Raw genomic sequence first — 22,499 nt, 5'->3', positions numbered from 1 at the left:
GCTGATCACCCTTTCCCGGCCGGTTCGCGGCCAGCGATCGACTGCTCCACCCACCGCTGCAGGGCAGGGGCAGGTGCGGCACCCGCCTGCCGGGCGATGGTCTGCCCTTTGTCGAGGACCAACAGCGTCGGTACCGCCTGGACCTCGAACCGCTGCGCCAGGCGCGGGTTCTTGTCGATGTCGACCTTGACCAGCTTGATCTTTCCCGCGAGATCGGCGGCGACCTTCTCCAGCGCGGGGCTCACCATGCGGCAGGGGCCGCACCAGGTGGCCCACAGGTCGACGACGACGGGCACGGTGGCCTGCTCGACGACCTCGGTGAAGTCGTCGTCGCCCGCGTCTGCCATCCACGGCAGAGGCTGCTTGCAGTTGGCGCACCTGGGGCGGCCCTCGGCGGCCACGGGTACCCGGTTGGTGCGCCCGCAGTGCGGGCAGGTGACGTTGGTGGCTTGCACGGTACTCATGCCGCCCTCGCTCCCTTCACGTCCTCGGGCTGGTCGTAGGTGACCACCAGCTCTCCGTGCTCGGCGTCGACGCGGATCTTCGCGCCGTCCTGGACGTCGCCGCGCAGCAGGGCGCGCCCGACCAGCGTCTCGACCTCGTGGGAGATGAAACGCCGCAGCGGCCGTGCGCCGTACACCGGGTCGTAGCCCTGGTGGGCGATCAACTCTCGGGCCGCCTCGGTGAGTTCAACGGTGATGCGACGCTCGGCGAGGCGGCTTCGCAGCTCGTTGAACTGCAGATCCACGATCCGCTCGATCTGCCGCTCACCGAGCGGCTTGAACAGCACGATGTCGTCGACGCGGTTGAGGAACTCCGGACGGAAGTGCCCCCGCAGCTCACCCATCACCAGGGCGCGGGCGTCCGGCTTGATCTCACCCTCGGCGGTGGCGCCGTCGAGGAGGTGCTCGGAGCCGATGTTGGACGTCATGATGATCACGGCGTTGCGGAAGTCGACGGTGCGGCCCTGGGCGTCGGTGATGCGGCCGTCGTCGAGGATCTGCAGCAGGGTGTTGAAGACATCGGTGTGCGCCTTCTCGATCTCGTCGAACAGCACGACCGAGTACGGCTTGCGGCGTACGGCCTCGGTGAGCTGGCCGCCTTCCTCGTAGCCGACGTACCCGGGCGGGGCCCCCATCAGCCGGCTGACGGTGTGCCGCTCCTGGTACTCGCTCATGTCGAGGCGGACCATGTTCTCCTCGGAGTCGAACAGGGCCCGGGCGAGGGTCTTGGCCAGCTCGGTCTTCCCCACGCCGGTGGGGCCCAGGAAGATGAACGAGCCGATGGGGCGGCGCGGATCCCGGATGCCGGAACGGGCGCGGATGATGGCGTCGGCGACAAGCTGAACGGCCTCGTCCTGGCCGATGACGCGCTCGCGCAGGATCTCGTCGAGGCGAAGCAGCTTCTCGCGTTCGCCCTCCTGGAGGCGGGCGACGGGAACGCCGGTCCAGGCGGCGACGATCTCGGCGATCTCCTCCTCCGTGACGACCTCGCGCAGCAGCCGGTTCTCCCCTTGCTTCGCGGCCAGTTGCTCCTCCTCTGCGGCGAGCCGGCGCTCCAGGTCCTGGAGGCGGCCGTAGCGGAGTTCGGCGGCGCGGTTGAGGTCGTAGGCGCGTTCTGCCTCCTCCGCCTCGTGGCGGACCTGCTCCAGTTCCTGGCGCAGTTCCTGCACGCGGCGGATGGCCTGCCGTTCGGCCTCCCACTGGGCGTGCTTGGCGTCGGCCTCGCCGCGCAGGTCGGCCAGTTCCCTGCGCAGCTCCTCCAGGCGGGCTTCGCTCGCCGGGTCGGTCTCCTTGGAGAGGGCGGCCTCCTCGATCTCCAGGCGGGTGACGCGGCGAGTGATCTCGTCGAGTTCGGCCGGCATCGAGTCGATCTCGGTACGCAACCGGGCGCACGCCTCGTCGACGAGGTCGATGGCCTTGTCGGGCAGGAACCGATCGGTGATGTAGCGGTGGCTGAGGGTGGCCGCGGATACCAGCGCGGTGTCCTGGATCTTCACGCCGTGGAAGATTTCCAGACGTTCGCGCAGTCCGCGCAGGATGGAGATGGTGTCCTCCACGCTCGGCTCTTCGACCAGGACCTGCTGGAAGCGGCGTTCGAGGGCGGCGTCCTTCTCGATGTGCTTGCGGTACTCGTCGAGGGTGGTGGCACCGATCATGTGGAGTTCGCCGCGGGCGAGCATCGGCTTGAGCATGTTGCCCGCGTCCATGGCTCCCTCGGCGGCGCCCGCCCCCACGACGGTGTGGAGTTCGTCGACGAAGAGCAGGATGTGCCCCTGGGCGGCCTTCACCTCGGACAGCACGGCCTTGAGGCGTTCCTCGAACTCGCCCCGGTACTTCGCCCCGGCCACCAGGGAGCCCATGTCGAGTGCGAAGACGGTCTTGTCGCGCAGTCCTTCGGGCACATCGCCGCGGACGATGCGCTGGGCGAGGCCCTCGACGATGGCGGTCTTGCCGACGCCGGGGTCGCCGATGAGGACCGGGTTGTTCTTGGACTTGCGGCTGAGGATCTGGGTGACGCGGCGGATCTCGGCGTCCCGCCCGATGACCGGGTCGAGTTTGCCGTCCCTGGCCTCGGCGACCAGGTCGCGGCCGTACTTCTCCAGCGCCTCGTAGGCCACTTCGGGGTTGGCCGAGGTCACGCGCTGGTTGCCGCGGATCTGGGTCAGCGCGCTCAGGAACGAGTCCCGGGTGACGCCGTGCTCCTTGAGCAGCCGTCCGGCGGCGGTGGACGAGCCCTCCTCGGCCAGGGCCAGCAGGAGGTGCTCCACGGACACGTACTCGTCCTTCAGACGTTTGGCCTCCCGCTCGGCCGTGTCCAGCAGCCGGGACAGGCGCTGGGTGACGAACACCTGGCCCGGTGCCGCACCCGGGCCGGTCACCTTGGGCCGGCGGGACAGCTCCATACGCACAGCCGCACTGAGCTCCTCGGGCTCCCTGCCCGCCTGTTGCAGCAGACGGGGGATCAGACCGTCCTCCTGGTCGAGGAGCGCGAGCAGCAGGTGCTCACCGTCTACCTCGGTCTGGCCCATGCGAACGGCGGCAGTCTGCGCCTCCTGGAGCGCTTCCTGTGACTTCTGGGTGAGACGGTTCATGTCCATGAGGGTGAGTCACTCCTCCCGCCGCGGTCGCGCAGTGCGGCTTCGAGCAGGCTGATGCGGTCGAGCAGGTCGAGCACCAGACCGATGGATGCGTAGTTGAGGCAGAGTCCGGAGCGCAACCGCTGGACGCGGGCGAGGATCGCCGGAGCCGCGGGGTCGAACACGAGGTGCCCCGCGGCGTCGCGTTCGGCGTCGACCAGGCCGAGGGCGACGAACCGGCGGACCAGGTCGGGGTGGAGGCCCGAGCGGCGGGCCACGGTGTCCAGGGAAAGCCTGGGCACGGGGACGAGCGCGTACCGCACGGCCGTGGAGCCGGCGCTCGTCCGTACGGGACGCCCGCCTGCCTCGGCCCGGGCGGGCCGGCCGCCGGCCGCAGCCCATGAGGGTCGGTCGCTCATCACGTCCTCCTGGGGTCGTATGAAGAGGTGGCGGCGAGCTCCTCGAACAGCTCGCGCTCCCGGTCGCCGAGGTCAGGCGGCACCATGACGCGGAGTTCGGCGTACAGGTCACCGTTCGCGCCGCGCGGGTTCGGCATGCCCTCGCCGCGCAGCCGCAGTCGCCGGCCGCTGGACGAGCCCGCGGGCACCGTGACCTTGGCCGTGCCGCCGCCGGGGGTGGGCACCGGCACGGTCGCACCCAGGGCCGCCTCCCAGGGGGTGACGGGGACCTTTACGTGGACGTCGCGGCCGTCCAGCCGGAACCGGGGGTGGGGCTGCATACGCACCCGCAGATACAGATCCCCAGCGGCGGCGTCACCACTGCCCCGCCCGCCCTCGCCCGCCAGCCGGATGCGCTGCCCATCGGTGACGCCGGGCGGTACGTCGACCTCGTACCGTCGCGGCTGCCCGGTGGGGCCGGCGAGCATGACGGTGCGGCGGCCGCCCCTGTACGCCTCCTCGACGGTGAGCGGCAGCTCGGCCTCCTGGTCGGCCCCCGGTACACCGCCGGCGGCGCCGCCGGCTCCGAAGAGCGAGCCGAGCAGGTCCTCGATGTCGACGCCCTCCGCTGCGAAGTCGTCGCCGAAGCCGGTGGTGTACCGGACACGAGGGCCGCCCGCGCCCGCGGTCCTCCGGCCGCGGAAGCCGCCCCCGGGTCCCGCGCCGGCACCGACCCGCTCCTCCCAGTCCTCGGGGACCTTCCTGAAGTCCTCGCCGAAGCGGTCGTAACGGGCCCGGGTCTTGGGGTCCGACAGGACGCTGTACGCCTCGTTGAGGTCCTTGAAGCGTTCCTCCGCGCCCGGGTCCTTGTTGACGTCGGGGTGGTACTTGCGGGCGAGTTGGCGATACGCCTGCTGGATCTCGTCCTGGCTCGCGGTCCGTGACACGCCCAGCACCTCGTAGAAGTCCCGTGCCATGACCGGTCACTCCCGCTTCGCGACAGTCACGGCGGCGGGCCTGAGCTGGCGTTCGCCGTCACCGTAGCCCGGGCGCAGCACCTCGACGACCGTGCCCGGTGGGGCGTCGGGGTCCTGGACGACGCCGACCACCTCGTGCCGGGCCGGGTCGAAGGCGACGCCGGTCTCCGCGTGCCGCGGGTAGCCGAGCAGTTGGAGGACGTTCACCGCCTGGTCGCGGACCGCCCGGACGCCCTCGACGATCGCGCCGGGGTCGGATCCGGCATGGGTCAGGGCGAGTTCGAGGTTGTCCAGGACGGGCAGGAACGCGGCGGCCGTGCGGGATCGCTCGGACGTCCGCTCCCGCTCCAGTTCCCTGGTGTGGCGTTTGCGGAGGTTGTCGAGGTCGGCGAGCGCGCGCCGCCAGCGGTCCTCGAGTTCCTTGAGCTCGGCCGTGTGCTCGTCCTCGGCCGGTGCGGGGCCGCCGGCCGCGTCGGGGCCGGGTTCCTCGCCGGTGTCAGGCCCCGGTCCGGTCGGCGGGCCCGAGCGCGGAAGATCCCCTCGGGGAGGGCGTACGGCGCCCTCCGGAGCCGGGTCGGCCGGGTCCGGCACGGCCGGGTCGGAAGCCCTTGGGTGGATCGGCATGGCGGTTCCTCAGTCCTTGTCGAACTCGGCATCGATGACGTCGTCGTCACCGCCACCGCCGCTCGGGCCGCCACCGGTCGCACCGCCTCCGGTGGTGTCCTGGTCGGGACCGCCCGTGGTGGCGCCGCCCTGATGCGCCGCCAGCCCTGTCAGCACCTGCTGGAGTTCGGAGGTCAGAGGCCGCACCCGCTCCACGCCCGCCTCCTCCTTGACCGCCGCCCGGGCATCCGACACCAGCATCTCGGCGCGCGCCTTCTCGTGCGCGGGTGCGGCGTCGCCCAGCTCGGCGAGGCGCTTGTCGACCTGGTACGCGACGGCGTCGAGCTCGTTGCGGGCGTCGACGGCCTCACGCAGGGCCTGGTCCTGGCCCTGGTTGCGCTCGGCCTCCTGGACCATGCGCTCGACCTCGCTCCGGTCGAGGTTGGAGCTCTCGGTGATGGTGATGCCCTGTTCCTTGCCGGTGTCCCGGTCTCGGGCCTTGACGTTGAGAATGCCGTTGGCGTCGATGTCGAAGGTGACCTCGACCTGCGGTTCGCCGCGCGGCGCCGGACGGATGTCGGTGAGCTGGAAGCGGCCGAGCACACGGTTGTCGGCGGCCCGTTCGCGCTCGCCCTGGAGGACGACGATGTCGACGGCGGGCTGGTTGTCCTCGGCGGTGGAGAAGGTCTCGCTGCGGCGCACCGGGATGGTGGTGTTCCGCTCGATGATCTTCGTCATCACTCCGCCGCGTGTCTCGACACCCAGCGACAGGGGCGTGACATCGAGCAGCAGGACGTCCTTGACCTCGCCCTTGAGCACCCCGGCCTGGATCGCGGCGCCCAGGGCCACGACCTCGTCGGGGTTGACGCTCATGTTGGGTTCCTTGCCGCCGGTCAGCCGGCGCACGAGGGCCTGGACGGCGGGGATGCGGGTGGAACCGCCGACGAGGATGACCTCGTCGATGTCGCTCTCGCCGACCTTGGCGTCGGCCATGGCCTGCTGGACCGGTTCCAGGCACCGCTCCACCAGGTCGCTGGTGATCTGATCGAACGTGGACCGCATGACCGAGTCGGTGAGGTGCTTGGGTCCCGAGGCGTCGGCGGTGATGAACGGCAGGCTGACCTGCGTCTGCGTCACCGAACTCAGCTCGGTCTTGGCCTTCTCCGACGCCTCGAACAGACGTTGCAGGGCCTGCGCATCCTTGCGCAGATCGATGCCGTTCTCCTTCTGGAAGTCGTCCGCGAGGTGATCCACCAGACGCCGGTCGAAGTCGTCACCGCCCAGGTGACTGTCGCCCGCCGTGGAACGCACCTCCACCACGCCGTCGCCCACGTCGAGGATGCTCACGTCGAACGTGCCGCCGCCGAGGTCGAAGACCAGCACTGTCTCGTGCTGCTTCTTGTCCATGCCGTACGCGAGGGCGGCCGCGGTCGGCTCGTTGATGATCCGCAGTACCTCCAGTCCGGCGATCCGGCCGGCGTCCTTGGTGGCGGTGCGCTGGGCGTCGTTGAAGTAGGCGGGCACGGTGATGACCGCCTCCGTGACCCGTTCCCCGAGCTGCTTGGACGCGTCGTCGGCGAGTTTGCGCAGCACCTGGGCGCTGATCTCCTCGGGCGCATGGAGCTTGTCGCGCACCTTGAAGCGGGCGACGCCGCCCGGGCCCTCGACGACGTCGTACGCCACCGCTCTGGCCTCGTCCGGGATCTCGTCGAAGTGCCGGCCGATGAACCGCTTGGCCGAGTAGATGGTGCCCTTGGGATTGAGGATCGCCTGGCGCCGGGCCAGCTGGCCCACCAGCCGTTCCCCGGTGTCGGTGAAGGCCACCACGGACGGTGTCGTACGGTTGCCCTCGGTGTTGGGCACGACGGAAGGTTCGCCGCCCTCCCACACGGCGATCACCGAGTTCGTGGTGCCCAGGTCGATGCCCACTGCCTTGGCCATGAGGAACTCCTCCCGTGCGGCGGCAAGCGCCGGCACTGCGGATCCGATCGTTCAGGTATGGGCGGGACGTCCACCGGCACCGGCGGTCCGCAACCCGCCGAGCAGCCGTACCGCCTCGTCGGCGACCGCTTCGTCCACGACGACGTCGTACCGGCTGGGCTGCATCGAGCGGACGGAGGCGAAGTCCCGTCGGCCGCCCTGGAGGGCGTACAGCAGCAGGCCGAACAGCGAGCCCACTACCGCTCCGAAGATCAGGCCGTAGAGGGCGACGAGCAGGGCGGAGACGAGCGGGTCCACCCAGTCGAGCAGGCCGAAGAGCCAGCCGATCAGCGCTCCGGGAAGGGCCCCGCTCGCCGCTCCGTGCAGGGCGGCCCTGCCATGGTCCATACGGCCGACGACCTGCTCGACGAGGCGGACGTCCTGGCCGATGATGGCCACCCTCTCCACGGGAAATCCCTGGTCCGAGAGGTGGTCGACGGCGCGTTCGGCTTCCTGGTACGTCTCGTACATGGCCACGGGCCTGCGAGGCTGCTCGGTCATCGCCCAGTCCTTCCTGCCGGTGTGCACGGCGGCCCCCGGCACGCCCCAGACTCGCGAACCGAGCAGCTCTGCGCCTGCGCCCGGGAGGTCAAAGAACAACGGAGCCCGTCCCCCCGCGAGCACGAGACGAAGACTCCGGACATCTCGGGTAAGTTGGTCGGGGGAGGCGTGGAGGAAGAAGCGCTGTCACCTCTCCGGGGGCTCAGGGAAGGGAGTAATCCCATGGCCGGCTGGAGGGGTCGGAGCGTGTACCGACGCCGTCCCGACCGGGAACGCAGCCTGCCGCCGGCAAGTCTGGGACAGCACCCCACGATCTCGCGGAGAGGGGCTCGCCCGCCCCTTTCCACCCTGGCGTCCCGCAAAATGCCGGCAGTCTCTCGCGCCCTGTTCGACACTCGGGACGAAAGCGAGATCCTGCGCCTGGCCATGGGCCACGTGTCGGCTGTCGGCCCGTACAGAGCCGAGGCCGGATACCTCAGAGTGCACGGCCATATGGTCCCCAGCCCGCAGGTCGGGCCGGGTCAGGCGTCAGCCGTCGACCGGACGGTGCGAGAGCTGACAGGGCGGGACGTCCCCGTAACCGTTCCCGGCCGGTCCAGGGGCCGGGCCTTGGCCCTGCACGGACCCGGTGGACTGCACGGCTACCTCGTGGTGACGTCTCGCTCCCGGCCCACCGAGGCCCAGCACTTCCTGCTCGCCACGCTCGTACGCCTCACCGCCGCGGCCCTGTCGGTCGCCGTCGCGCACCGCCGCGAGCGGGAAGACGCCCTGGAGCTGCACCGACTGCGACGGGAACGGGCAGCCTTCCAGCGGCGGCTGATCTCTCTCGTGGTCGAGCAGGGATATCGGCGGGCCGTGCACGAGGCCCTCGCCGAGGTCGCGGCCTCGGGCGGCGGCGAGGAGGCCATCACCAGCGCACTGCATGAGCTCACCGGGTTTCCCGTGCTGGTGGAGGACCGCTACGGCCGACTGCGGTCCTGGACCGGTCCCGGCCGGCCCGACCCCTATCCGGAACCGGACCTCGCACGCCATGAGGAGATGCTCCAGGCGATCGCCCGGAGAGGCGGACCCGTGCGCATCAAGGACCGGCTGATCTCCCTGGTACGCCCCCGCGGTGAGGTCCTCGGAGTACTTGCCCTGGTCGATCCCCAGGCAGACGCCGACGAGTACACCGTGTTCGCGCTGGAGCACGCCGCCACGTCACTCGCTCTGGAACTGTCGCACCTGCGCCGTTTGGCGGAGGTCGAGCTGCGACTTCGCCGCGAACTGGTCGACGATCTCCTGGGGGGCACGGACGAGGCGAGCGCCTACTCCCGGTCCGAGGCGTTCGGACACGACCTGCACCGCATCCAGTACGTGGTCGTCGTGCAGTGGAGGAACCGGGCCGCGGACGACGCTTTCGCGCGGACCGTGGGCCGGGCGGCTTCGGCCGTGGGCATGCCGTCGCTGGTGACTCAGCGTTCCGACCACGTGGTCCTGGTCGCCGAGGGCAGCCCCCACGACCACGCCTTGTACGAGACGCTCACCCGGGAGACCGGAACACCGGACGGGACGATCGGGGTGAGCGCCCGCTGCGACACCCCGGACGGTATCCCGGGCAGCTACCAGGAAGCACTGCGTGCCCTGGAGGTACGCCGCCGGTCCCGAAGGCGTTACGGCACGACGCTCTTCGACGATCTGGGCCTCTACCGCATCCTGGGGCCTGGAAACGAATACCAGGAGCTGGAGGCGTTCGTTCGGGAGTGGCTCGGACAGCTCGTCGACTACGACGGCCGGCACCGTATGGCGCTCGTGGAGACCCTGTCCCGGTACTTCGACTGCGGGGGAAACTACGCCGAGACCGCCGAGTCCCTCGCGATCCACCGCAGCACGCTGCGCTACCGGCTCCAGCGCATCCGCGAGATCAGCGGCCATGACCTCACGAACGTGGAGGACCGCCTCAACCTGCAGGTCGCGACCCGGGTGTGGAAGATCATGCTGGGCGGACCCGGTTGAGGCGACCACGCACCGCAGGGCCGGCTCCACATCCCCATCGCCGTGGGAGCAGGCTTCCCCTCCGTCGAATCGGCTCGTCGACGGCGCCCTCTGCATCTGGCACCCGCTCGACCCTCAAGAGCGACGCTGGACCAGCGCCAAGGGCCTTCTGGACCTCATCGAGATAGTCCGCGCACACTTGTTCCTCGAACACCACTGGTCAGCAGTCTGCTGGCGCGAACGGTCTTTCACCAGGCATGGCTCCAGATCGAGGCCACAACCGTCGCGGGCCCCTACGCGACCCTCGTGGCCACGGCACGAGCGGAAGCCGGCGCGCAGATGAGCCTCGCCTGGCAGCAATCACCGATCACCACCGACAGCGGCATGAACCTCGGAATCCCCCAATCCTCGTCACAACAAGCGGGCTAACGCCGTACCCGGGGCATCCCCAGGCCGATCCACGAGATGATCTCCCGCTGGATCTCGTTGTTGCCGCCGCCGAACGTGAAGATGACCGCGGAGCGGTAGCCCCGTTCCAGCTCGCCGTGGAGTGCCGCGCCCGCCGAACCCTCCTTCAGCGTGCCCGCCGCCCCGACGATCTCCATCAGCCAGGCGTAGGCGTCCCGGCGGGCCTCGGAGCCGTACACCTTGACCGCGGAGGCGTCCTGCGGGGTGAGGGTGCCGTCCTGGACGGCCCCCACCATGCGCCAGTTCAGGAGCTTGAGCGCGTCGAGCCTGGCGTGGGTGCGGGCGAGGAGGCGGCGCACCCAGGGCAGGTCGACGACGCGGCGGCCGTCGGCGAGCTTGGTCTCGATGGCCCAGCGCTGGACGTCGTGCAGGGCGCGGATCGCCATGGTGCCGTGCGCGGCGAGGGTGACGCGTTCGTGGTTGAGCTGGTTGGTGATCAGCCGCCAGCCCTGGTTCTCCTCGCCGACCCGGTGGGAGACGGGCACGCGGACGTTCTCGTAGTAGCTGGCGGTGGTGTCGTGCGAGGCGAGGGTGTTGATGACGGTGCAGGAGTAGCCCGGGTCGGTGGTCGGCATCAGGAGCATGGTGATGCCCTTGTGCGGCGGGGCGGCGGGGTCGGTGCGCACCGCGAGCCAGACCCAGTCGGCGGTGTCGCCGTTGGTGGTCCAGATCTTCTGGCCGTTGACCACGTAGTCGTCGCCCTCGCGTACCGCCCGCGTCTTCAGGGAGGCCAGATCGGTGCCGGCGTCGGGCTCGCTGTAGCCGATCGCGAAGTCGATCTCCCCGGAGAGGATCCGGGGCAGGAAGGACGCCCTCTGCTCGTCCGTGCCGAACCGCATGATCGTCGGGCCCACGGTGTTCAGGGCCATCAGCGGCAGGGGGACACCGGCCTGGGCGGCCTCGTCGAAGAAGATGAACTGTTCCATCGCGGTCAGGCCGCGGCCGCCGTACTCCTTCGGCCAGCCCACGCCGAGCCAGCCGTCGGTGCCGAGCCTGCGGATGGTGTCGCGGTAGAAGCGCTTCTGCGCGGCCCGGTCGGTGAAGCGAGCGTGCGCGTTGTCCGGGACCAGCTCGGCGAAGTAGGCGCGCAGTTCGATGCGCAGCCGCTGCTGTTCGGGCGTGTGGTCGAGGTGCACGGCGCCTCCAGGCTCCCAGGCCGGTCCTGACGGCGCACACGGTAGAACGTGTTGCAGAAATTGGGAATGGGTGTGCGCCGGGACGTCAGACGAGGGTGGCCATGAAGTCCGAGCACGCCTGTGCGCACTCCCGGCACACCTTCGCGCTGTCCTCGGCGCCCGGGTACTGGTCGAAGACGTGAGCGCTCTCCAGGCAGACCGACCGGCACCACTCCAGCTGGACGCGGATGCTCTCCTCGTCCAGGTGGTTCTGCTCGGAGAGCACCCGGCAGGTCGCGTCGCAGACCTCCGCGCACATGATGCCCTTACGCCGAACGAGTTCCTGTTCCGGGGTGCCGTCAGGATCCACGAGGCTGGCGCGCAGGGCACACGCCCGCGCGCACTCGGTGCACGCCTGGGCGCAGGCGAACCTGTCCTCCAGGAATTGGAAGAGCTCCCGCTGGGATGTCGTCGCTGTCACAGGGGCCGGGTAGCCGCCGTGGAGGACGCCAAACCCCGGTGTTCCCCGGGTGCTGCCGCCGTTCGGGGGACCTGCGGTGAGGCACAGGTTGGTCGCCGGAGCCGGGGGTACTCGCGTGCCATGAATACCTCATGGATGGACATCGCCGCAGGTCGGGGCGCTCTCGGCGTCGGCCTGGTCGTGGCGGGTGTGGTGGTCGTGGCGGTACTGATCGGCGCCTTCGTGCTGGGGTCCCGGGTCAAGCGCCGGGAGCCGCCGCCGCCGACGCCCGCCGAGCAGCCCCGGCTGCCGAAGGACGGTCCGGTACGTGAGGTCCGGGAGAACCGGGAGGCCGACGAGGTGCCCCGGAGCGACCAGCGACTGAACCCGCACGACCTGCCCGGCCACGGCAACGCCGGGACCCGGACCGGTTCGTCCACGGAGCGGCCCCGCTGGGACGAGGGCAGCAGCGGGTCCTTCGGCAGCGGCGGAGCGGGGGGCCGCTGACCGTCCTCCAAGTGACGGCCGGACCCGCCCGAGGCACCGCGGTCGCGTTCCGACCGGCGACGCGCCTCGGCGGTCCGGCCTTGGGGTGAACCTCGGCGGTCCGACCTGGTGGTACCGGCCTGGTGGTTCAGGCCAGCTTCTTGAGCAGCTCCGCGGCGAGCGGGGCGGAGGATGCCGGGTTCTGGCCGGTCACGAGGTTGCGGTCGACCTCGACGTGCGGTGCCCACGGCTCACCGACCTCGACCTTGACGCCCGCCTCGGTCAGCCGGTCCTGGAGCAGCCACTTGGCACGCTCGGCGTTGCCGGCGAGCTGCTCCTCGGTGTTGGTGAAGGCGGTGACGCGGTAGCCGGCGTAGGCGTTGGTGCCGTCCTCCTTGACCGCCGCGAGAAGCGCGGCCGGGCCGTGGCAGACCACGCCCACCGGCATGCCGCTTCCCACCGCCCGCGTGAGGAGGGCGCCGGAGTCGGTGTTCACGGCCAGGTCCTCCATGGGGCCGTGGCCGCCGGGGACGTACACCGCGTCGTAGTCGCCGAGGCGTACGTCGGTGAGCGCGATCGGAGACCGGAACTCGAGGGCCGTCTCCACCACGGCGCGGATCCTGGCGGCCTGCTCCGGGCCGCCGTTGGCGTCGGAGGCGAGGCTGCCCTCGTCGACGGGCGGGACGACGCCGCCCGGGGTGGCGACGGTGACCTCGTGTCCCGCGGCCTTGAACGCCTCGTACGGGACGACGGCTTCCTCCGCCCAGAATCCGGTGGGGTGGGCGCTGCCGTCGGCCAGGGTCCACCGGTCGGCGCCGGTCATCACGAAAAGGATCTTCGCCATCGTCATCTCCTAGGGCACGGTCCGTCTCGGTCAGGGGGCCCTGTCGTGACAGGTGGAGGTGGCACGGCTTCCCGGGTGCTTCATCCGTACCCGCGCCCCGACGCCGCCTCCCGGCCCCGCTCTCGACCATAGGCGCCCTGCCCACCGGGGCCGAAATCGGAAGATCCGTCGGCGCGGCCGGATTCCCGGTGCCGCCGATCCGGCCGACGGCTAGGACGCGCTGGGAGGCGGGCCTACGGCCCGGAGCTGTCGGACGGTCCCGCCGACCTTGGGACGCAGTTCCTCCAGCACCTCCGGCTTCGCGCCGATCGCCCAGCGCGGGCCCACCAGGTACTGACCGCCGTAGACGGCCGCGGCGTCCAGCCAGGTCTCCTTGTACTTCTCCTCGGGGAACGTGGTGATGACGTACTTGGCCTCCTTCGTCCGGCACAGGCCCTCGCGCAGTTCGTCGGCGTCGATGCGGATCTCGGCCTTGCAGCCGGTCAGGTTCGCGATCACCTCGACCTTCGCCGGTGCCACCACCCCGACGGCGGGAGCGGCCGTCACGGAGGCCCGCTCCTTCGCTCCCTGTGGGGCGGCGCCCTCCCCCGCTGAGCCGCACGCCGCGGACAGGGCCAGCAGCGCGAGGCCCCCGGTCAGTGCGGCGCCTCGCGCCAGGCGTTCGGTGGCCGGGGTGCGTTCGGCCGGACCTCGGAATGACTGCTGAAGCACGTGCCTCTCCGGATTCGCGTTGTGCTGCCCGGACGGACAGCCGGGTGTACGCCCCGGGATACGGATGGGCGTGGGCCCCCGTTCACCCCGCGTCGCCGCGTTCCGCGACGGATCGGACACCTACGCGCACGGACGACCCGGATAGTCGTCGCTCTCCGGTACGCCCGCCGCCCGCATCCGGTCCAGCACCACCCGGCGGACCGTCTCGTCGCCGATGGGCACGGGGCAGTTGGTCTCCCGGTCGAAGACCTCGGCACCGCCGGCGGTGTTCCAGATGACCCAGCGGAGCTGGTGCTCGTCGTCCCTCCAGAGGTGCGCGTAGCCCTCGACGCCGTCGTGACGCCCGCCCTCCCCCCGGCTCGTCACGGCGCCGCCTTCTCGGTCTCGCGGCCTTCGACGTAGGTCGCCACCACCTCGATGTCCCCGATGCGCGAGGGGGCGACCGCGTGCGGGTCGTCGCCCAGGACGACCAGGTCGGCGCGCTTGCCCGGGGCCAGGGTGCCCGCGCTGTCCTCCCAGTGGCAGGCGAAGGCCCCGGCGACCGTGTACGCGTGGAGGGCCTCGTCGACGGTGACGGCCTCCTCCGGGCCGATCGACCGGCCGGTGACGGAGGCGCGTTCGACCATGAACTGGATGGCCCGCAGCGGCGCGCCGTCGGTGACGGGACGGTCGGAACTGCCCACCAGCGGGATGCCGTGGTCCAGGAATCCCCTGCCCCGGTAGAGCCACGGGGCCCGTTCCTCGCCCATGATCGTCGCGTAGTCGTCGCCGAAGTAGCGCAGGAAGTTGGGCTGGACGACCGCGCTGACGCCCAGCCGTGCGAATCGGGCGAGCTGGTCGGGGCGGATCAGCCCGGCGTGCTCGATGCGGTGCCGTGCCTCGGGGCGTGGCCGGATGCGCTGGGCCCGCTCCAGGGCGTCCAGCGCGACGTCGGCGGCGCGGTCACCGATGGCGTGGACGGCGAGCTGCCATCCGGCCAGGTGGCCGTCGACGATGGTGTCCGTGAGTGTCCGCGGGTCGTCCTGCAACTGCCCGGCGTGCTCCAGCCCCTCGTACGGGCTGCTCAGTGCGGCGGTGCGGGCCATCATGCCGCCGTCGGTGTAGATCTTCAGGGCGCCGACGGAGAGCCTTTCGTCGCCGAACCCGGTGCGCAGCCCGAGGTCGAGGGCGCGCGGGATGCCGTCGGCGTCGTGGGCGGCGACCGGGCGCAGGGTGTCGGCGGACACCATGAGCTGGACCCGCAACGGCAACCGGCCCTGGTCGCGCACGAGTTGGTAGGCGCCGAGCTCGACGGGGCTGTGGCCGAACATCGCCCCGCCGATGCCCGCCTCGGCGCAGCCGGTCACCCCTTCCGACAGACAGGTGCGGGCGGCCCGCGCGATGGCGTCGGCGAGTTCCTCCTGGGAGTACGGCAGCCGCAGCGCGCGGGCCGCGCCCATGGCCCGCTCGGCGAGGAAGCCGTCCTCGTGCGGGACGTCGGCCGGAAGCCGGTGCAGGACGGCACTGTTGACGACGCAGCCGTGTCCCGAGTCGTGCAGGAGGTACACCATCCGGCCGTCGCTGACCGTGTCCAGTTCGGCGGCGGTGAGATGACGGCCCAGGGCGCGCTGGTCGTAGCCGGCGATGCTCACCCAGGAGCCGGGCGGGGTGGCGGCGACGGCCTGGGCCACGTCCGTGAGCACGTCCTCGACGCGGGTACGGCCCGCGATGCTCGGAGTGGCCGCTTTGAAGCCGGTCCACGCGAGGTGCACATGGGCGTCGACGAACCCGGGCAGCACGGTGGCGCCCCGCAGGTCGACGACGCGGCGGGCGGGCAGCGAGGTCACGGCCTCGTCCAGGCCGACGATCCGGCCCCGCCAGATGCCGAGGTCACGGGCGACGGGGTGGTCCGGGTCCATGGTGAGGAAGCGGGCGTTCGTCAGCCTCGTACAGAGCATCAGCGACGTCCCTGGGAGTCGGCCATCACGGTGGTGGGCGGCTGGTCGTCCGGGTCGTCGGAGCCGCGGCGCGGGGCGGCGGGCACCATCAGCGGGGTGCCGGTCTCCGGGTCGTCGATGATCCGGCAGGGCAGACCGAACACGTCCTCGACCAGGTCGGCCGTCATCACGGTCGCCGGGTCGCCCTCGGCCGCGACGACCCCGCCGGCCCGCATCACCACGAGGTGGGTGGCGTACCGGCAGGCCTGGTTGAGGTCGTGCAGGACGGCGACGACGCTGTGTCCCTCGCGCGCGTGCAGGTCGGCGCACAGGTCCAGCACCTCGACCTGGTGTGCGATGTCGAGGAAGGTGGTGGGTTCGTCGAGCAGCAGGATGGGTGTCTGCTGGGCGAGCACCATGGCGAGCCAGACCCGCTGGCGCTGGCCGCCGGAGAGGTCGTCGACGGGCCGGTCGGCGAGTTCGAGGACGCCGGTCCTGCGCATCGCCCGGACGACGGCGGTCTCGTCCTCGGCGGACCACTGCCTGAGCAGCCGCTGGTGCGGGTAGCGGCCGCGGGCCACCAGGTCGCCGACCGTGATTCCGCCGGGCGCGGTCGACGTCTGCGGGAGCAGTCCGAGGCGGCGCGCGACCTCGCGGGTGCGGTAGGAGGCGATGGCCGCGCCGTCCAGATGGACCTGACCCGCCTTGGGCCTGAGCATCCGGGCCATGGCCTTGAGCAGGGTGGACTTCCCGCAGGCGTTGGGCCCGACGATCACCGTGAAGGAGCGGTCGGGGATGTCGACGCCCAAGCCGGTGGCCACGGTCCGCTGGTCGTAGCAGAGGGTCAGGTTCTCGGCCCGGAGCCGGGACGCCGGGATGTTCGTTCCTGTCATGCGCGGCTCTTTCGCGACTCGGTGACCAGTAGCCAGATGAGGTAGAGCCCGCCGACGGTGCCGGTCGCCGCGCCCACCGGGAGGAGTGTGGGGGCGAAGAGGCGCTGCACGGCGAGATCGCTCGCGGTCAGCAGGACGGCGCCCATGAGGGCGGTGGGTACCAGGGCGGGGTCGGATGACCTGGTCAGTCTGCGGGCAACCTGGGGTGCGGCCAGGGCGACGAACCAGATGGGCCCGGCCACCGCGGTGGCGACCGCGGCGAGGGCGACGCTGACGACGAGCAGGGTGGTGCGGGTACGGGACACGTCGACGCCGAGCGCCGTCGCCGTGAGGTCGCCCATCTCCACCATGGCGAGGCGGCGGGCGAGAACCAGGGCGAGCGGCAGGAGTACGGCTACGGCGAGGCCGATGGCGCTCGCCTGTGGCCAGCCGCGGTTGTTGAGACTGCCGAGGAGCCACGCCTGCGCCTCGAGTGCCTCCTGGAAGGTGGCTCTGGTGATGAGGTAGGAGTTGACGGCCAGCAGCAGCGCGCTCACCCCGATGCCGATGACCACCAGCCGGAATCCCTGCAACCCCCGCCCCAGGACGAGCAGAGAGACGGTGGCGGCCGTGGCGAGGCCGCCGATCAGGGCGCCGAGCGCTATCTGGGTCATGCTGCCGTGCAGCACGATGATGACGATCAGGGCACCGACGGCCGACCCGTTGGTGAAGCCGATGACGTCCGGGCTGCCGAGTGAGTTGCCGGTCAGGCTCTGCAGGATCGCCCCGCTGACCGCGAGGGCGGCGCCCACGCACACGGCGGTCACCAGGCGTGGCATGCGCAGGGTGTTGACGATGAAGTCGGCGCCGGGCGAGCCGGTGCCGGTGAGTGCCTGGAGGACCTCCTTGACGGACAGTTCGAAGTCCCCGGTGGTCAGGCTGACGCCCATGACGGTGACGAGCACGGTGAGCAGTGCCAGACTCACGGCCACGGATCGGCCAGGGACGCGCAGAGAGAGGCTCTTCGTGCGGACGACCATGCCGCTGACCACCCGGGGCGGTGCGGCGGCGGCCGGGGGGCTGTCCGGTTCGGCGGGCGCCGCCTTACGGACCGGGCTCACAGCATGGCCAGCTTCCGGCGGCGGCACAGCGCGATGAACAGGGGGGCGCCGAGGAAGGCGGTGATGATGCCGACCTGCACCTCGCCGGGGGCGCCGATCACCCGGCCCAGGACGTCGGCGCCGATCAGCAGCACGGGTGCGAACAGCATCGAGTAGGCCATCACCCACCGCTGGTCGGGGCCCACCACGAACCTGGCCAGGTGCGGGACGGCGAGGCCGACGAAGCCGACCGGTCCGACGGCGGCCGTGGCGGCACCGCACAGCAGCATCACGGCGACGGCGCCCAGGACGCGTGTCCGGCCGACGTCCACACCCAGCGCGCGCCCCAACTGGTCTCCCAGCGCAAGGGCGTTGAGGGCGGGGGCGAGGAGCAGGGCGATGACCACGCCGACGGCGACGAACGGCAGGACGACGTACAGCACGTCGAGGTAGCGGCCGGCGAGGGAGCCCACCGTCCAGAAGCGGAACTGGTCGAAGGCACGCGGACGCAGCAGCAGCACCGCCGAGTTGAAGGCGTACAGCACGGCCGTGACCGCCGCGCCCGCGACGACCAGTCGGTCGGGGGTCGCCAGCGTCCGCCCCGAGGTGCCGAGCACGTACACCACCAGCGTCGCGACGACCGCGCCGAGCAGGGCGAACCACACGTGGCCCAGGACCGAGCCTACGCCGAGGAACGCGATGGCCACGACCACCCCGGTGGAGGCACCGAGGCTGACGCCCAGCAGGCCGGGATCGGCGAGCGGGTTGCGGGTCAGGGCCTGCATCAGCGCGCCGGACAGCCCGAGAGCGGTGCCGACGAGGAGCCCGAGGAGGGTACGCGGGATGCGGTAGTCGTGGATGATCACCGAGGCTTCGGAGCCGTCGGGGTGCCAGAGCAGGCTCCAGGTCGAGGTGAACGGGATGCCTCGGGTGCCCACCCACACACTGAGCAGCCCGACCAGCAGCAGGGCGCCGAGGGTGAGCACGAGCCCGAGGCCGCGTAACGCGACGACCGACGGCCGCGCCGCGGGCACGGCCGGAGCGGGGTCCTGGTTCTGTGGCACCGCCCGGGTTTCGACCGACAACGACAACTCCCCCCGGCGGTGGTTCGCGATGCCGGCACGGGACGAGGTCTTCGCCTGGAGAACACGTCGTGCGACCAGCGGAGCGCGGAGTGCGACTTAGGTGAGGCTAACCGACCGCGAAGCCGGGGGTCAACGCACCGCGGCCCCCTCCTTGTCGATGTCCGTTCAGAGTAGCCTTACCTAACCAATCGACCGTCCGCGGAGGTGGCGCATGCCAGACGGAGGACCGACCGGGAGGCACGTCCTCCGTGGCGCGATCACGGACCAACGCCGACACGTCGTCGCCGCGTCGCTCCTCGGCATGGGGCACCAGGCCTGCGAGGCCTTGGTACCCGTCGTCGTCGGCGTGATCATCGACGACGCGGTGGCCAAAAGCTCCACCGACACCCTGCTGCGTTGGTTGCTGGTGCTCGCCGTCCTGTTCCTCGTCCTGTCCACCTGCTATCGGACCGGCGCCCGGATCACCGAGGGCGTCGGCGAGCGCGCCGCGCACCGGCTGCGTCTCGACCTGGGCGCCAGGGTGCTCGACCCGCGCGGCGGCGCCGACGCCGACCGGCTGCCGGGCGCGCTGACCAGCATCGCCACCAACGACGCCCGGCGCGTGGGCTCGGCGGTCACCGTCCTGTCGTACGGTGCCGCGGCGCTCGCCGCGCTCGCGGTCAGCGCCGTGGCCCTGCTGCGTATCTCGGTGCCGCTCGGGCTGCTCGTGCTGCTCGGCATCCCGCCGCTGCTGTGGCTCGGCCATCGCATCAGCGGGCCGCTGGAGCGGCGCAGTGAGACCGAGCAGGAACGGGCCGCCCACGCTTCCGGTGTCGCCGCCGACCTGGTTGCGGGACTGCGGGTGCTCAAGGGCATGGGGGCGGAGCCGGCCGCCGTGTCGCGATACCGGCGGACCAGCCAGGACTCCCTGTCCGCGGCGCTGCGGGCCGCCCGCAGCAGGGCCGGGCACGAGGGCGCGGTCCTGGCGCTGACCGGCGTCTTCATCGCGGTCATCGGCATCGTGGGCGCGTATCTCGCGATGGACGGCCGGATCAGCATCGGTGAACTGGTGGCGGCGGTCGGGCTCGCGCAGTTCCTCCTCGGGCCGTTCCAGCTGCTCACCTACGTCAACGCCGAGTTCGCCCAGGGCCGTGCCTCGGCCCGCCGGATCGCCGAGGTGCTCGCGGCGCCGGCGGCCGTGGAGCCGGGCGGGGCGGCGCTGCCCACGCCCGTCGCCGGACGACTGCGGCTGCGTGGCGTCACCCTCGGCACGCTGCGCGGGATCGACCTCGACTTCACTCCGGGCACCCTCACCGGCGTCGTGACACGGGATCCGGCCGCCGCGCGCGACCTGCTGCTGTGCCTGGCCCGCGAGTCGGACCCGGTGGAGGGGGTCATCGAGCTCGACGGCGTGGCCCTGACGGGCCTCGACCCCGACGACGTGCGCCGTGCCGTCCTGGTCGCCGCCCATGACGCGGACCTGTTCGAGACCAGCCTGCTGGACAACGTGCGCGCCGGCAAAGACGCCGGCGTGGCCGAGCTCGAACCGGCGCTCACCGCCTCGGCGGCCGACGACGTCGCCGGGCTGCTGCCCGACGGTGTGGACACGGTCCTCGCCGAGCGCGGCCGGTCCCTCTCCGGCGGACAGCGGCAACGGGTCGCGCTGGCCCGGGCGTTGGCCGCCGACCGTCCCGTCCTCGTCCTGCACGACCCGACCACCGCGGTGGACACGGTCACCGAGTCGCGGATCGCGGCCCGGCTGCGCGAGGTCCGTCGGGGCCGCACCACGGTCCTGGTCACCACCAGTCCCGCGCTCCTGGCGGTGACCGACCGGGTGGTGGTGCTGGACGGGGGCACGGTGACCGCCAACGGGCGGCACGCCGAGCTCGTCGCCGGTGACGAGGCCTACCGCGCGGCGGTCCTGGCATGAGCAAGGACTCCGCGCACTCCACCGCAACCGGCACCGACGGACGGAGCGACGACACCATGAGCCACGCCGGCCCCGCCGACCGCGCGCTGCTGCCGACCGCCACCGGGGCCGAAACGCTGGCCGCGCTCCGCGCGTTGCTGCGCGGTCACCGTCTCCTCGCGGTGACCGCGGTGAGCGTGCTGGTCACCGGAACCGGCATCGGCCTGCTCACCGCGCCCCTCCTCGGTCATGTCGTCGACCTGGTGGTGGAGCAGAAGGGCAGCCGGGCGCTGACCGTGCCCCTGGTCCTGCTCGTGGTGGTCGCCCTGGCGCGCGGGGCCGCCACCGCGGTCGGCAGCGCCCTCGTGGCCCGGCTCGGTGAGACCGTCCTGGCGGCCCTCCGCGAACGGTTCGTCGAGCGGGCCCTCCACCTCCCGCTGGAACGCGTCGAGGAGGCCGGCTCGGGTGACCTGGTGTCCCGGGTGACGGGCGACGTCAGCATGATCGCCAAGTCGGTGCGCCAGGCCTTGCCGGAGTTCACCCGCTCCGCCTTCACGATCGTGCTGACCTTCGTCGGCCTCGCCGTTCTGGACTGGCGGTTCCTGCTCGCCGCCCTGCTGGCGATGCCGGTCCAGGTGCTGGCCGCGCGCTGGTACCTGCGCCGGGCCGCACCCGTGTACGCCGAACACCGGGTGGCCACCGGGGCGCTCCAGCACCAGCTCCTCGACAGCGTCGGCGGTGTCCGCACGGTCCGTGCCTTCCGGCTGAACGGGCTGCACGTGGACCTGGTGGAACAGCGGTCGCGTACGGCCGTCGACCTCGCGCTGCGCGGCATCCACGTCGTGACCGGGTTCTTCTCCAGGCTCAACCTCGCGGAGTTCATCGGACTGAGCGGGGTTCTCGTCACCGGCTTCGTGCTGGTCGAGAACGGATCGGTGAGCATCGGTACGGCGACCGCGGCCGCCCTGTACTTCCACAGTCTGTTCAACCCGGTCAACGCCGCCCTCTTCCTCCTCGACGACGCCCAGTCGGCGGGCGCGAGCCTCGCCCGCCTGGTCGGCGTGTCGGACCTCGCCGTCCCTGCGGACACCGACGGGCGGGAGGTGCCGGTGGACGGGGCGGTCAAGGTCTCCTCACTCGACTACGCCTACGTGCCGGGCCGCCCGGTGCTGCGGGACGTCGACCTGGAGGTGGCCGGCGGCGAGCGGATCGCGCTGGTCGGCGCGAGCGGGGCGGGCAAGACCACGCTGGCCAAGCTGATCGCGGGCGTCCACCGGCCGTCGGGCGGGACGATCACGCTGGGCGGGGCCGACGCCGGTGAGCTGGGGCCGGCGGGTATGCGCCGGACGGTGTCGCTGATCAGCCAGGAGATCCATGTCTTCGCCGGTCCGCTGGCCGACGACCTGCGGCTGGCACGCCCCGAGGCGAGCGACGACGAACTGCGGGCGGCGCTTTCGAAGGTGGACGCGCTGTCGTGGGTGGACGCGCTGCCGGACGGGCTCGCCACGGTCGTCGGCGAGGGCGGGCACCGGCTGACGGTGACTCAGGCCCAGCATCTCGCCCTGGCCCGGCTGGTCCTCGCCGATCCGCCGATCGCCATCCTGGACGAGGCCACCGCCGACGCGGGCAGCGCCGGCGCGCGCCTGCTGGAGACGGCCGCCCTCAAGGCCCTGGAGGGCCGCACGGGTCTGGTGGTGGCCCACCGCCTCCCCCAGGCCGCCACCGCCGACCGTGTCGTCGTCCTGGACGGGGGCCGCGTCGTCGAGACCGGCACCCACGAGGAACTGGTCACGACCGGCGGCCGCTACGCCGAACTGTGGACGGCGTGGTCGGACAGCCGACCGGGGATCGCGCGGCGAGGAAATGAGGACGGGGACTAGGCACGGAGGTCCGGCGGCCGGGGCGCCGGTCGTCCGACGCCGGGCCCTGAGGCCCGGACTCACGAGACGACCGGCGTGCGGCCCGTGCCTGGAGGACGGTCGGCATCCGGCCGTGTGAGGACTTCCGGCGTGCGGCCCCGTGCCTGGAGGACGGTCGGCATC

The 22,499-nt window shown here is 71.8% G+C and carries 20 protein-coding genes; 4 read left to right on the top strand and 16 right to left on the bottom strand.

Going from position 1 to position 22,499, the window contains the following annotated elements; all coding sequences use genetic code 11:
- Nucleotides 1-5: 5 nt before the first annotated feature.
- From trxA to AQJ84_RS08755, 7 genes are read right to left on the bottom strand one after another with little or no spacing between them, the layout of a single operon-like run.
- Complete coding sequence (gene trxA, locus AQJ84_RS08785; RefSeq protein ID WP_030039833.1) at nucleotides 6-464, bottom strand: thioredoxin; 459 nt, start codon at nucleotides 462-464, stop codon at nucleotides 6-8.
- A complete protein-coding gene (clpB, locus tag AQJ84_RS08780) occupies nucleotides 461-3,100 on the bottom strand; it encodes an ATP-dependent chaperone ClpB (RefSeq protein WP_030039834.1) in 2,640 nt (879 codons plus the stop codon). Before clpB ends, trxA begins: the two co-directional genes overlap by 4 nt.
- On the bottom strand, nucleotides 3,091-3,498 hold the full coding sequence (locus AQJ84_RS08775) for a chaperone modulator CbpM (RefSeq protein WP_030039835.1): 408 nt from the start codon (nucleotides 3,496-3,498) through the stop codon (nucleotides 3,091-3,093). The genes clpB and AQJ84_RS08775 overlap by 10 nt, the downstream gene beginning before the upstream one ends.
- Nucleotides 3,498-4,454 carry a DnaJ C-terminal domain-containing protein gene (locus tag AQJ84_RS08770; protein ID WP_030039836.1) on the bottom strand — a complete coding sequence of 319 codons (957 nt, stop codon included), beginning with the start codon at nucleotides 4,452-4,454 and terminating at the stop codon, nucleotides 3,498-3,500. Before AQJ84_RS08770 ends, AQJ84_RS08775 begins: the two co-directional genes overlap by 1 nt.
- A 6-nt stretch (nucleotides 4,455-4,460) precedes the next feature.
- A complete protein-coding gene (gene grpE, locus AQJ84_RS08765; RefSeq protein WP_030039837.1) occupies nucleotides 4,461-5,078 on the bottom strand; it encodes a nucleotide exchange factor GrpE in 618 nt (205 codons plus the stop codon).
- 9 nt (nucleotides 5,079-5,087) lie between these two features.
- Nucleotides 5,088-6,998, bottom strand: a complete 1,911-nt coding sequence (gene dnaK, locus AQJ84_RS08760; RefSeq protein WP_030039838.1) for a molecular chaperone DnaK — start codon at nucleotides 6,996-6,998, stop codon at nucleotides 5,088-5,090.
- Between the two features lie 51 nt (nucleotides 6,999-7,049).
- Nucleotides 7,050-7,538, bottom strand: coding sequence for a general stress protein (locus AQJ84_RS08755; protein ID WP_030039839.1), 489 nt, complete (start codon nucleotides 7,536-7,538; stop codon nucleotides 7,050-7,052).
- Nucleotides 7,539-7,760: 222 nt separating this feature from the next.
- Here AQJ84_RS08755 and AQJ84_RS08750 point away from each other — a divergent pair, with 222 nt between their 5' ends.
- Nucleotides 7,761-9,533 carry a PucR family transcriptional regulator gene (locus tag AQJ84_RS08750; protein ID WP_030039840.1) on the top strand — a complete coding sequence of 591 codons (1,773 nt, stop codon included), beginning with the start codon at nucleotides 7,761-7,763 and terminating at the stop codon, nucleotides 9,531-9,533.
- Nucleotides 9,534-9,937: 404 nt separating this feature from the next.
- Here AQJ84_RS08750 and AQJ84_RS08745 read toward each other — a convergent pair whose 3' ends face one another.
- Nucleotides 9,938-11,116 carry an acyl-CoA dehydrogenase family protein gene (locus AQJ84_RS08745; RefSeq protein WP_030039841.1) on the bottom strand — a complete coding sequence of 393 codons (1,179 nt, stop codon included), beginning with the start codon at nucleotides 11,114-11,116 and terminating at the stop codon, nucleotides 9,938-9,940.
- Between the two features lie 85 nt (nucleotides 11,117-11,201).
- The gene (locus tag AQJ84_RS08740; protein WP_030039842.1) at nucleotides 11,202-11,576 is read right to left on the bottom strand and encodes a ferredoxin; all 375 of its coding nucleotides are present in this window, start codon (nucleotides 11,574-11,576) and stop codon (nucleotides 11,202-11,204) included.
- 120 nt (nucleotides 11,577-11,696) lie between these two features.
- Here AQJ84_RS08740 and AQJ84_RS08735 point away from each other — a divergent pair, with 120 nt between their 5' ends.
- A complete protein-coding gene (locus tag AQJ84_RS08735; protein WP_030039843.1) occupies nucleotides 11,697-12,062 on the top strand; it encodes a DUF6479 family protein in 366 nt (121 codons plus the stop codon).
- A 127-nt stretch (nucleotides 12,063-12,189) separates the two neighbouring features.
- Here the strand turns inward: AQJ84_RS08735 and AQJ84_RS08730 are convergent, their stop codons facing one another.
- The 7 genes from AQJ84_RS08730 to AQJ84_RS08700 form a co-directional block, all read right to left on the bottom strand.
- Complete coding sequence (locus AQJ84_RS08730) at nucleotides 12,190-12,885, bottom strand: type 1 glutamine amidotransferase domain-containing protein (RefSeq protein WP_030039844.1); 696 nt, start codon at nucleotides 12,883-12,885, stop codon at nucleotides 12,190-12,192.
- 210 nt (nucleotides 12,886-13,095) lie between these two features.
- Nucleotides 13,096-13,596, bottom strand: a complete 501-nt coding sequence (locus AQJ84_RS08725; RefSeq protein WP_030039845.1) for a hypothetical protein — start codon at nucleotides 13,594-13,596, stop codon at nucleotides 13,096-13,098.
- Nucleotides 13,597-13,716: 120 nt separating this feature from the next.
- Nucleotides 13,717-13,962, bottom strand: coding sequence for a hypothetical protein (locus AQJ84_RS08720; RefSeq protein WP_030039846.1), 246 nt, complete (start codon nucleotides 13,960-13,962; stop codon nucleotides 13,717-13,719).
- Nucleotides 13,959-15,533 (bottom strand): amidohydrolase, encoded by a 1,575-nt coding sequence (locus tag AQJ84_RS08715; RefSeq protein ID WP_053190123.1) that lies wholly within the window; start codon nucleotides 15,531-15,533, stop codon nucleotides 13,959-13,961. The genes AQJ84_RS08720 and AQJ84_RS08715 overlap by 4 nt, the downstream gene beginning before the upstream one ends.
- Nucleotides 15,533-16,405, bottom strand: a complete 873-nt coding sequence (locus AQJ84_RS08710; RefSeq protein WP_053190122.1) for an ABC transporter ATP-binding protein — start codon at nucleotides 16,403-16,405, stop codon at nucleotides 15,533-15,535. Before AQJ84_RS08710 ends, AQJ84_RS08715 begins: the two co-directional genes overlap by 1 nt.
- A complete protein-coding gene (locus AQJ84_RS08705) occupies nucleotides 16,402-17,505 on the bottom strand; it encodes a FecCD family ABC transporter permease (protein ID WP_053190121.1) in 1,104 nt (367 codons plus the stop codon). The genes AQJ84_RS08710 and AQJ84_RS08705 overlap by 4 nt, the downstream gene beginning before the upstream one ends.
- Nucleotides 17,502-18,569: a FecCD family ABC transporter permease gene (locus AQJ84_RS08700; RefSeq protein WP_107082590.1), complete on the bottom strand. Its 1,068-nt coding sequence runs from the start codon at nucleotides 18,567-18,569 to the stop codon at nucleotides 17,502-17,504. The genes AQJ84_RS08705 and AQJ84_RS08700 overlap by 4 nt, the downstream gene beginning before the upstream one ends.
- Before the next feature lie 211 nt (nucleotides 18,570-18,780).
- On the opposite strand from AQJ84_RS08700, the gene AQJ84_RS08695 reads away from it, so the two are divergent.
- Together AQJ84_RS08695 and AQJ84_RS08690 are read left to right on the top strand one after the other, a co-directional pair.
- Nucleotides 18,781-20,478 carry an ABC transporter ATP-binding protein gene (locus AQJ84_RS08695; protein ID WP_079022578.1) on the top strand — a complete coding sequence of 566 codons (1,698 nt, stop codon included), beginning with the start codon at nucleotides 18,781-18,783 and terminating at the stop codon, nucleotides 20,476-20,478.
- On the top strand, nucleotides 20,475-22,337 hold the full coding sequence (locus AQJ84_RS08690; protein ID WP_198536250.1) for an ABC transporter ATP-binding protein: 1,863 nt from the start codon (nucleotides 20,475-20,477) through the stop codon (nucleotides 22,335-22,337). Before AQJ84_RS08695 ends, AQJ84_RS08690 begins: the two co-directional genes overlap by 4 nt.
- Nucleotides 22,338-22,499 lie beyond the last annotated feature (162 nt).

This window comes from Streptomyces resistomycificus (assembly GCF_001514265.1).
GTDB lineage: Bacteria > Actinomycetota > Actinomycetes > Streptomycetales > Streptomycetaceae > Streptomyces > Streptomyces resistomycificus.
This window is presented reverse-complemented; position numbering and strand designations above follow the sequence as displayed.

Excerpts from the sequence above, each read along its gene's own strand:
- trxA (WP_030039833.1), bottom strand. The coding sequence starts at position 464 with ATGAGTACCGTGCAAGCCACCAACGTCACCTGCCCGCACTGCGGGCGC.
- clpB (WP_030039834.1), bottom strand. The coding sequence starts at position 3,100 with ATGGACATGAACCGTCTCACCCAGAAGTCACAGGAAGCGCTCCAGGAG.
- AQJ84_RS08775 (WP_030039835.1), bottom strand. The coding sequence starts at position 3,498 with ATGAGCGACCGACCCTCATGGGCTGCGGCCGGCGGCCGGCCCGCCCGG.
- AQJ84_RS08770 (WP_030039836.1), bottom strand. The coding sequence starts at position 4,454 with ATGGCACGGGACTTCTACGAGGTGCTGGGCGTGTCACGGACCGCGAGC.
- grpE (WP_030039837.1), bottom strand. The coding sequence starts at position 5,078 with ATGCCGATCCACCCAAGGGCTTCCGACCCGGCCGTGCCGGACCCGGCC.
- dnaK (WP_030039838.1), bottom strand. The coding sequence starts at position 6,998 with ATGGCCAAGGCAGTGGGCATCGACCTGGGCACCACGAACTCGGTGATC.
- AQJ84_RS08755 (WP_030039839.1), bottom strand. The coding sequence starts at position 7,538 with ATGACCGAGCAGCCTCGCAGGCCCGTGGCCATGTACGAGACGTACCAG.
- AQJ84_RS08750 (WP_030039840.1), top strand. The coding sequence starts at position 7,761 with ATGGCCGGCTGGAGGGGTCGGAGCGTGTACCGACGCCGTCCCGACCGG.
- AQJ84_RS08735 (WP_030039843.1), top strand. The coding sequence starts at position 11,697 with ATGAATACCTCATGGATGGACATCGCCGCAGGTCGGGGCGCTCTCGGC.
- AQJ84_RS08730 (WP_030039844.1), bottom strand. The coding sequence starts at position 12,885 with ATGGCGAAGATCCTTTTCGTGATGACCGGCGCCGACCGGTGGACCCTG.
- AQJ84_RS08715 (WP_053190123.1), bottom strand. The coding sequence starts at position 15,533 with ATGCTCTGTACGAGGCTGACGAACGCCCGCTTCCTCACCATGGACCCG.
- AQJ84_RS08710 (WP_053190122.1), bottom strand. The coding sequence starts at position 16,405 with ATGACAGGAACGAACATCCCGGCGTCCCGGCTCCGGGCCGAGAACCTG.
- AQJ84_RS08695 (WP_079022578.1), top strand. The coding sequence starts at position 18,781 with ATGCCAGACGGAGGACCGACCGGGAGGCACGTCCTCCGTGGCGCGATC.
- AQJ84_RS08690 (WP_198536250.1), top strand. The coding sequence starts at position 20,475 with ATGAGCAAGGACTCCGCGCACTCCACCGCAACCGGCACCGACGGACGG.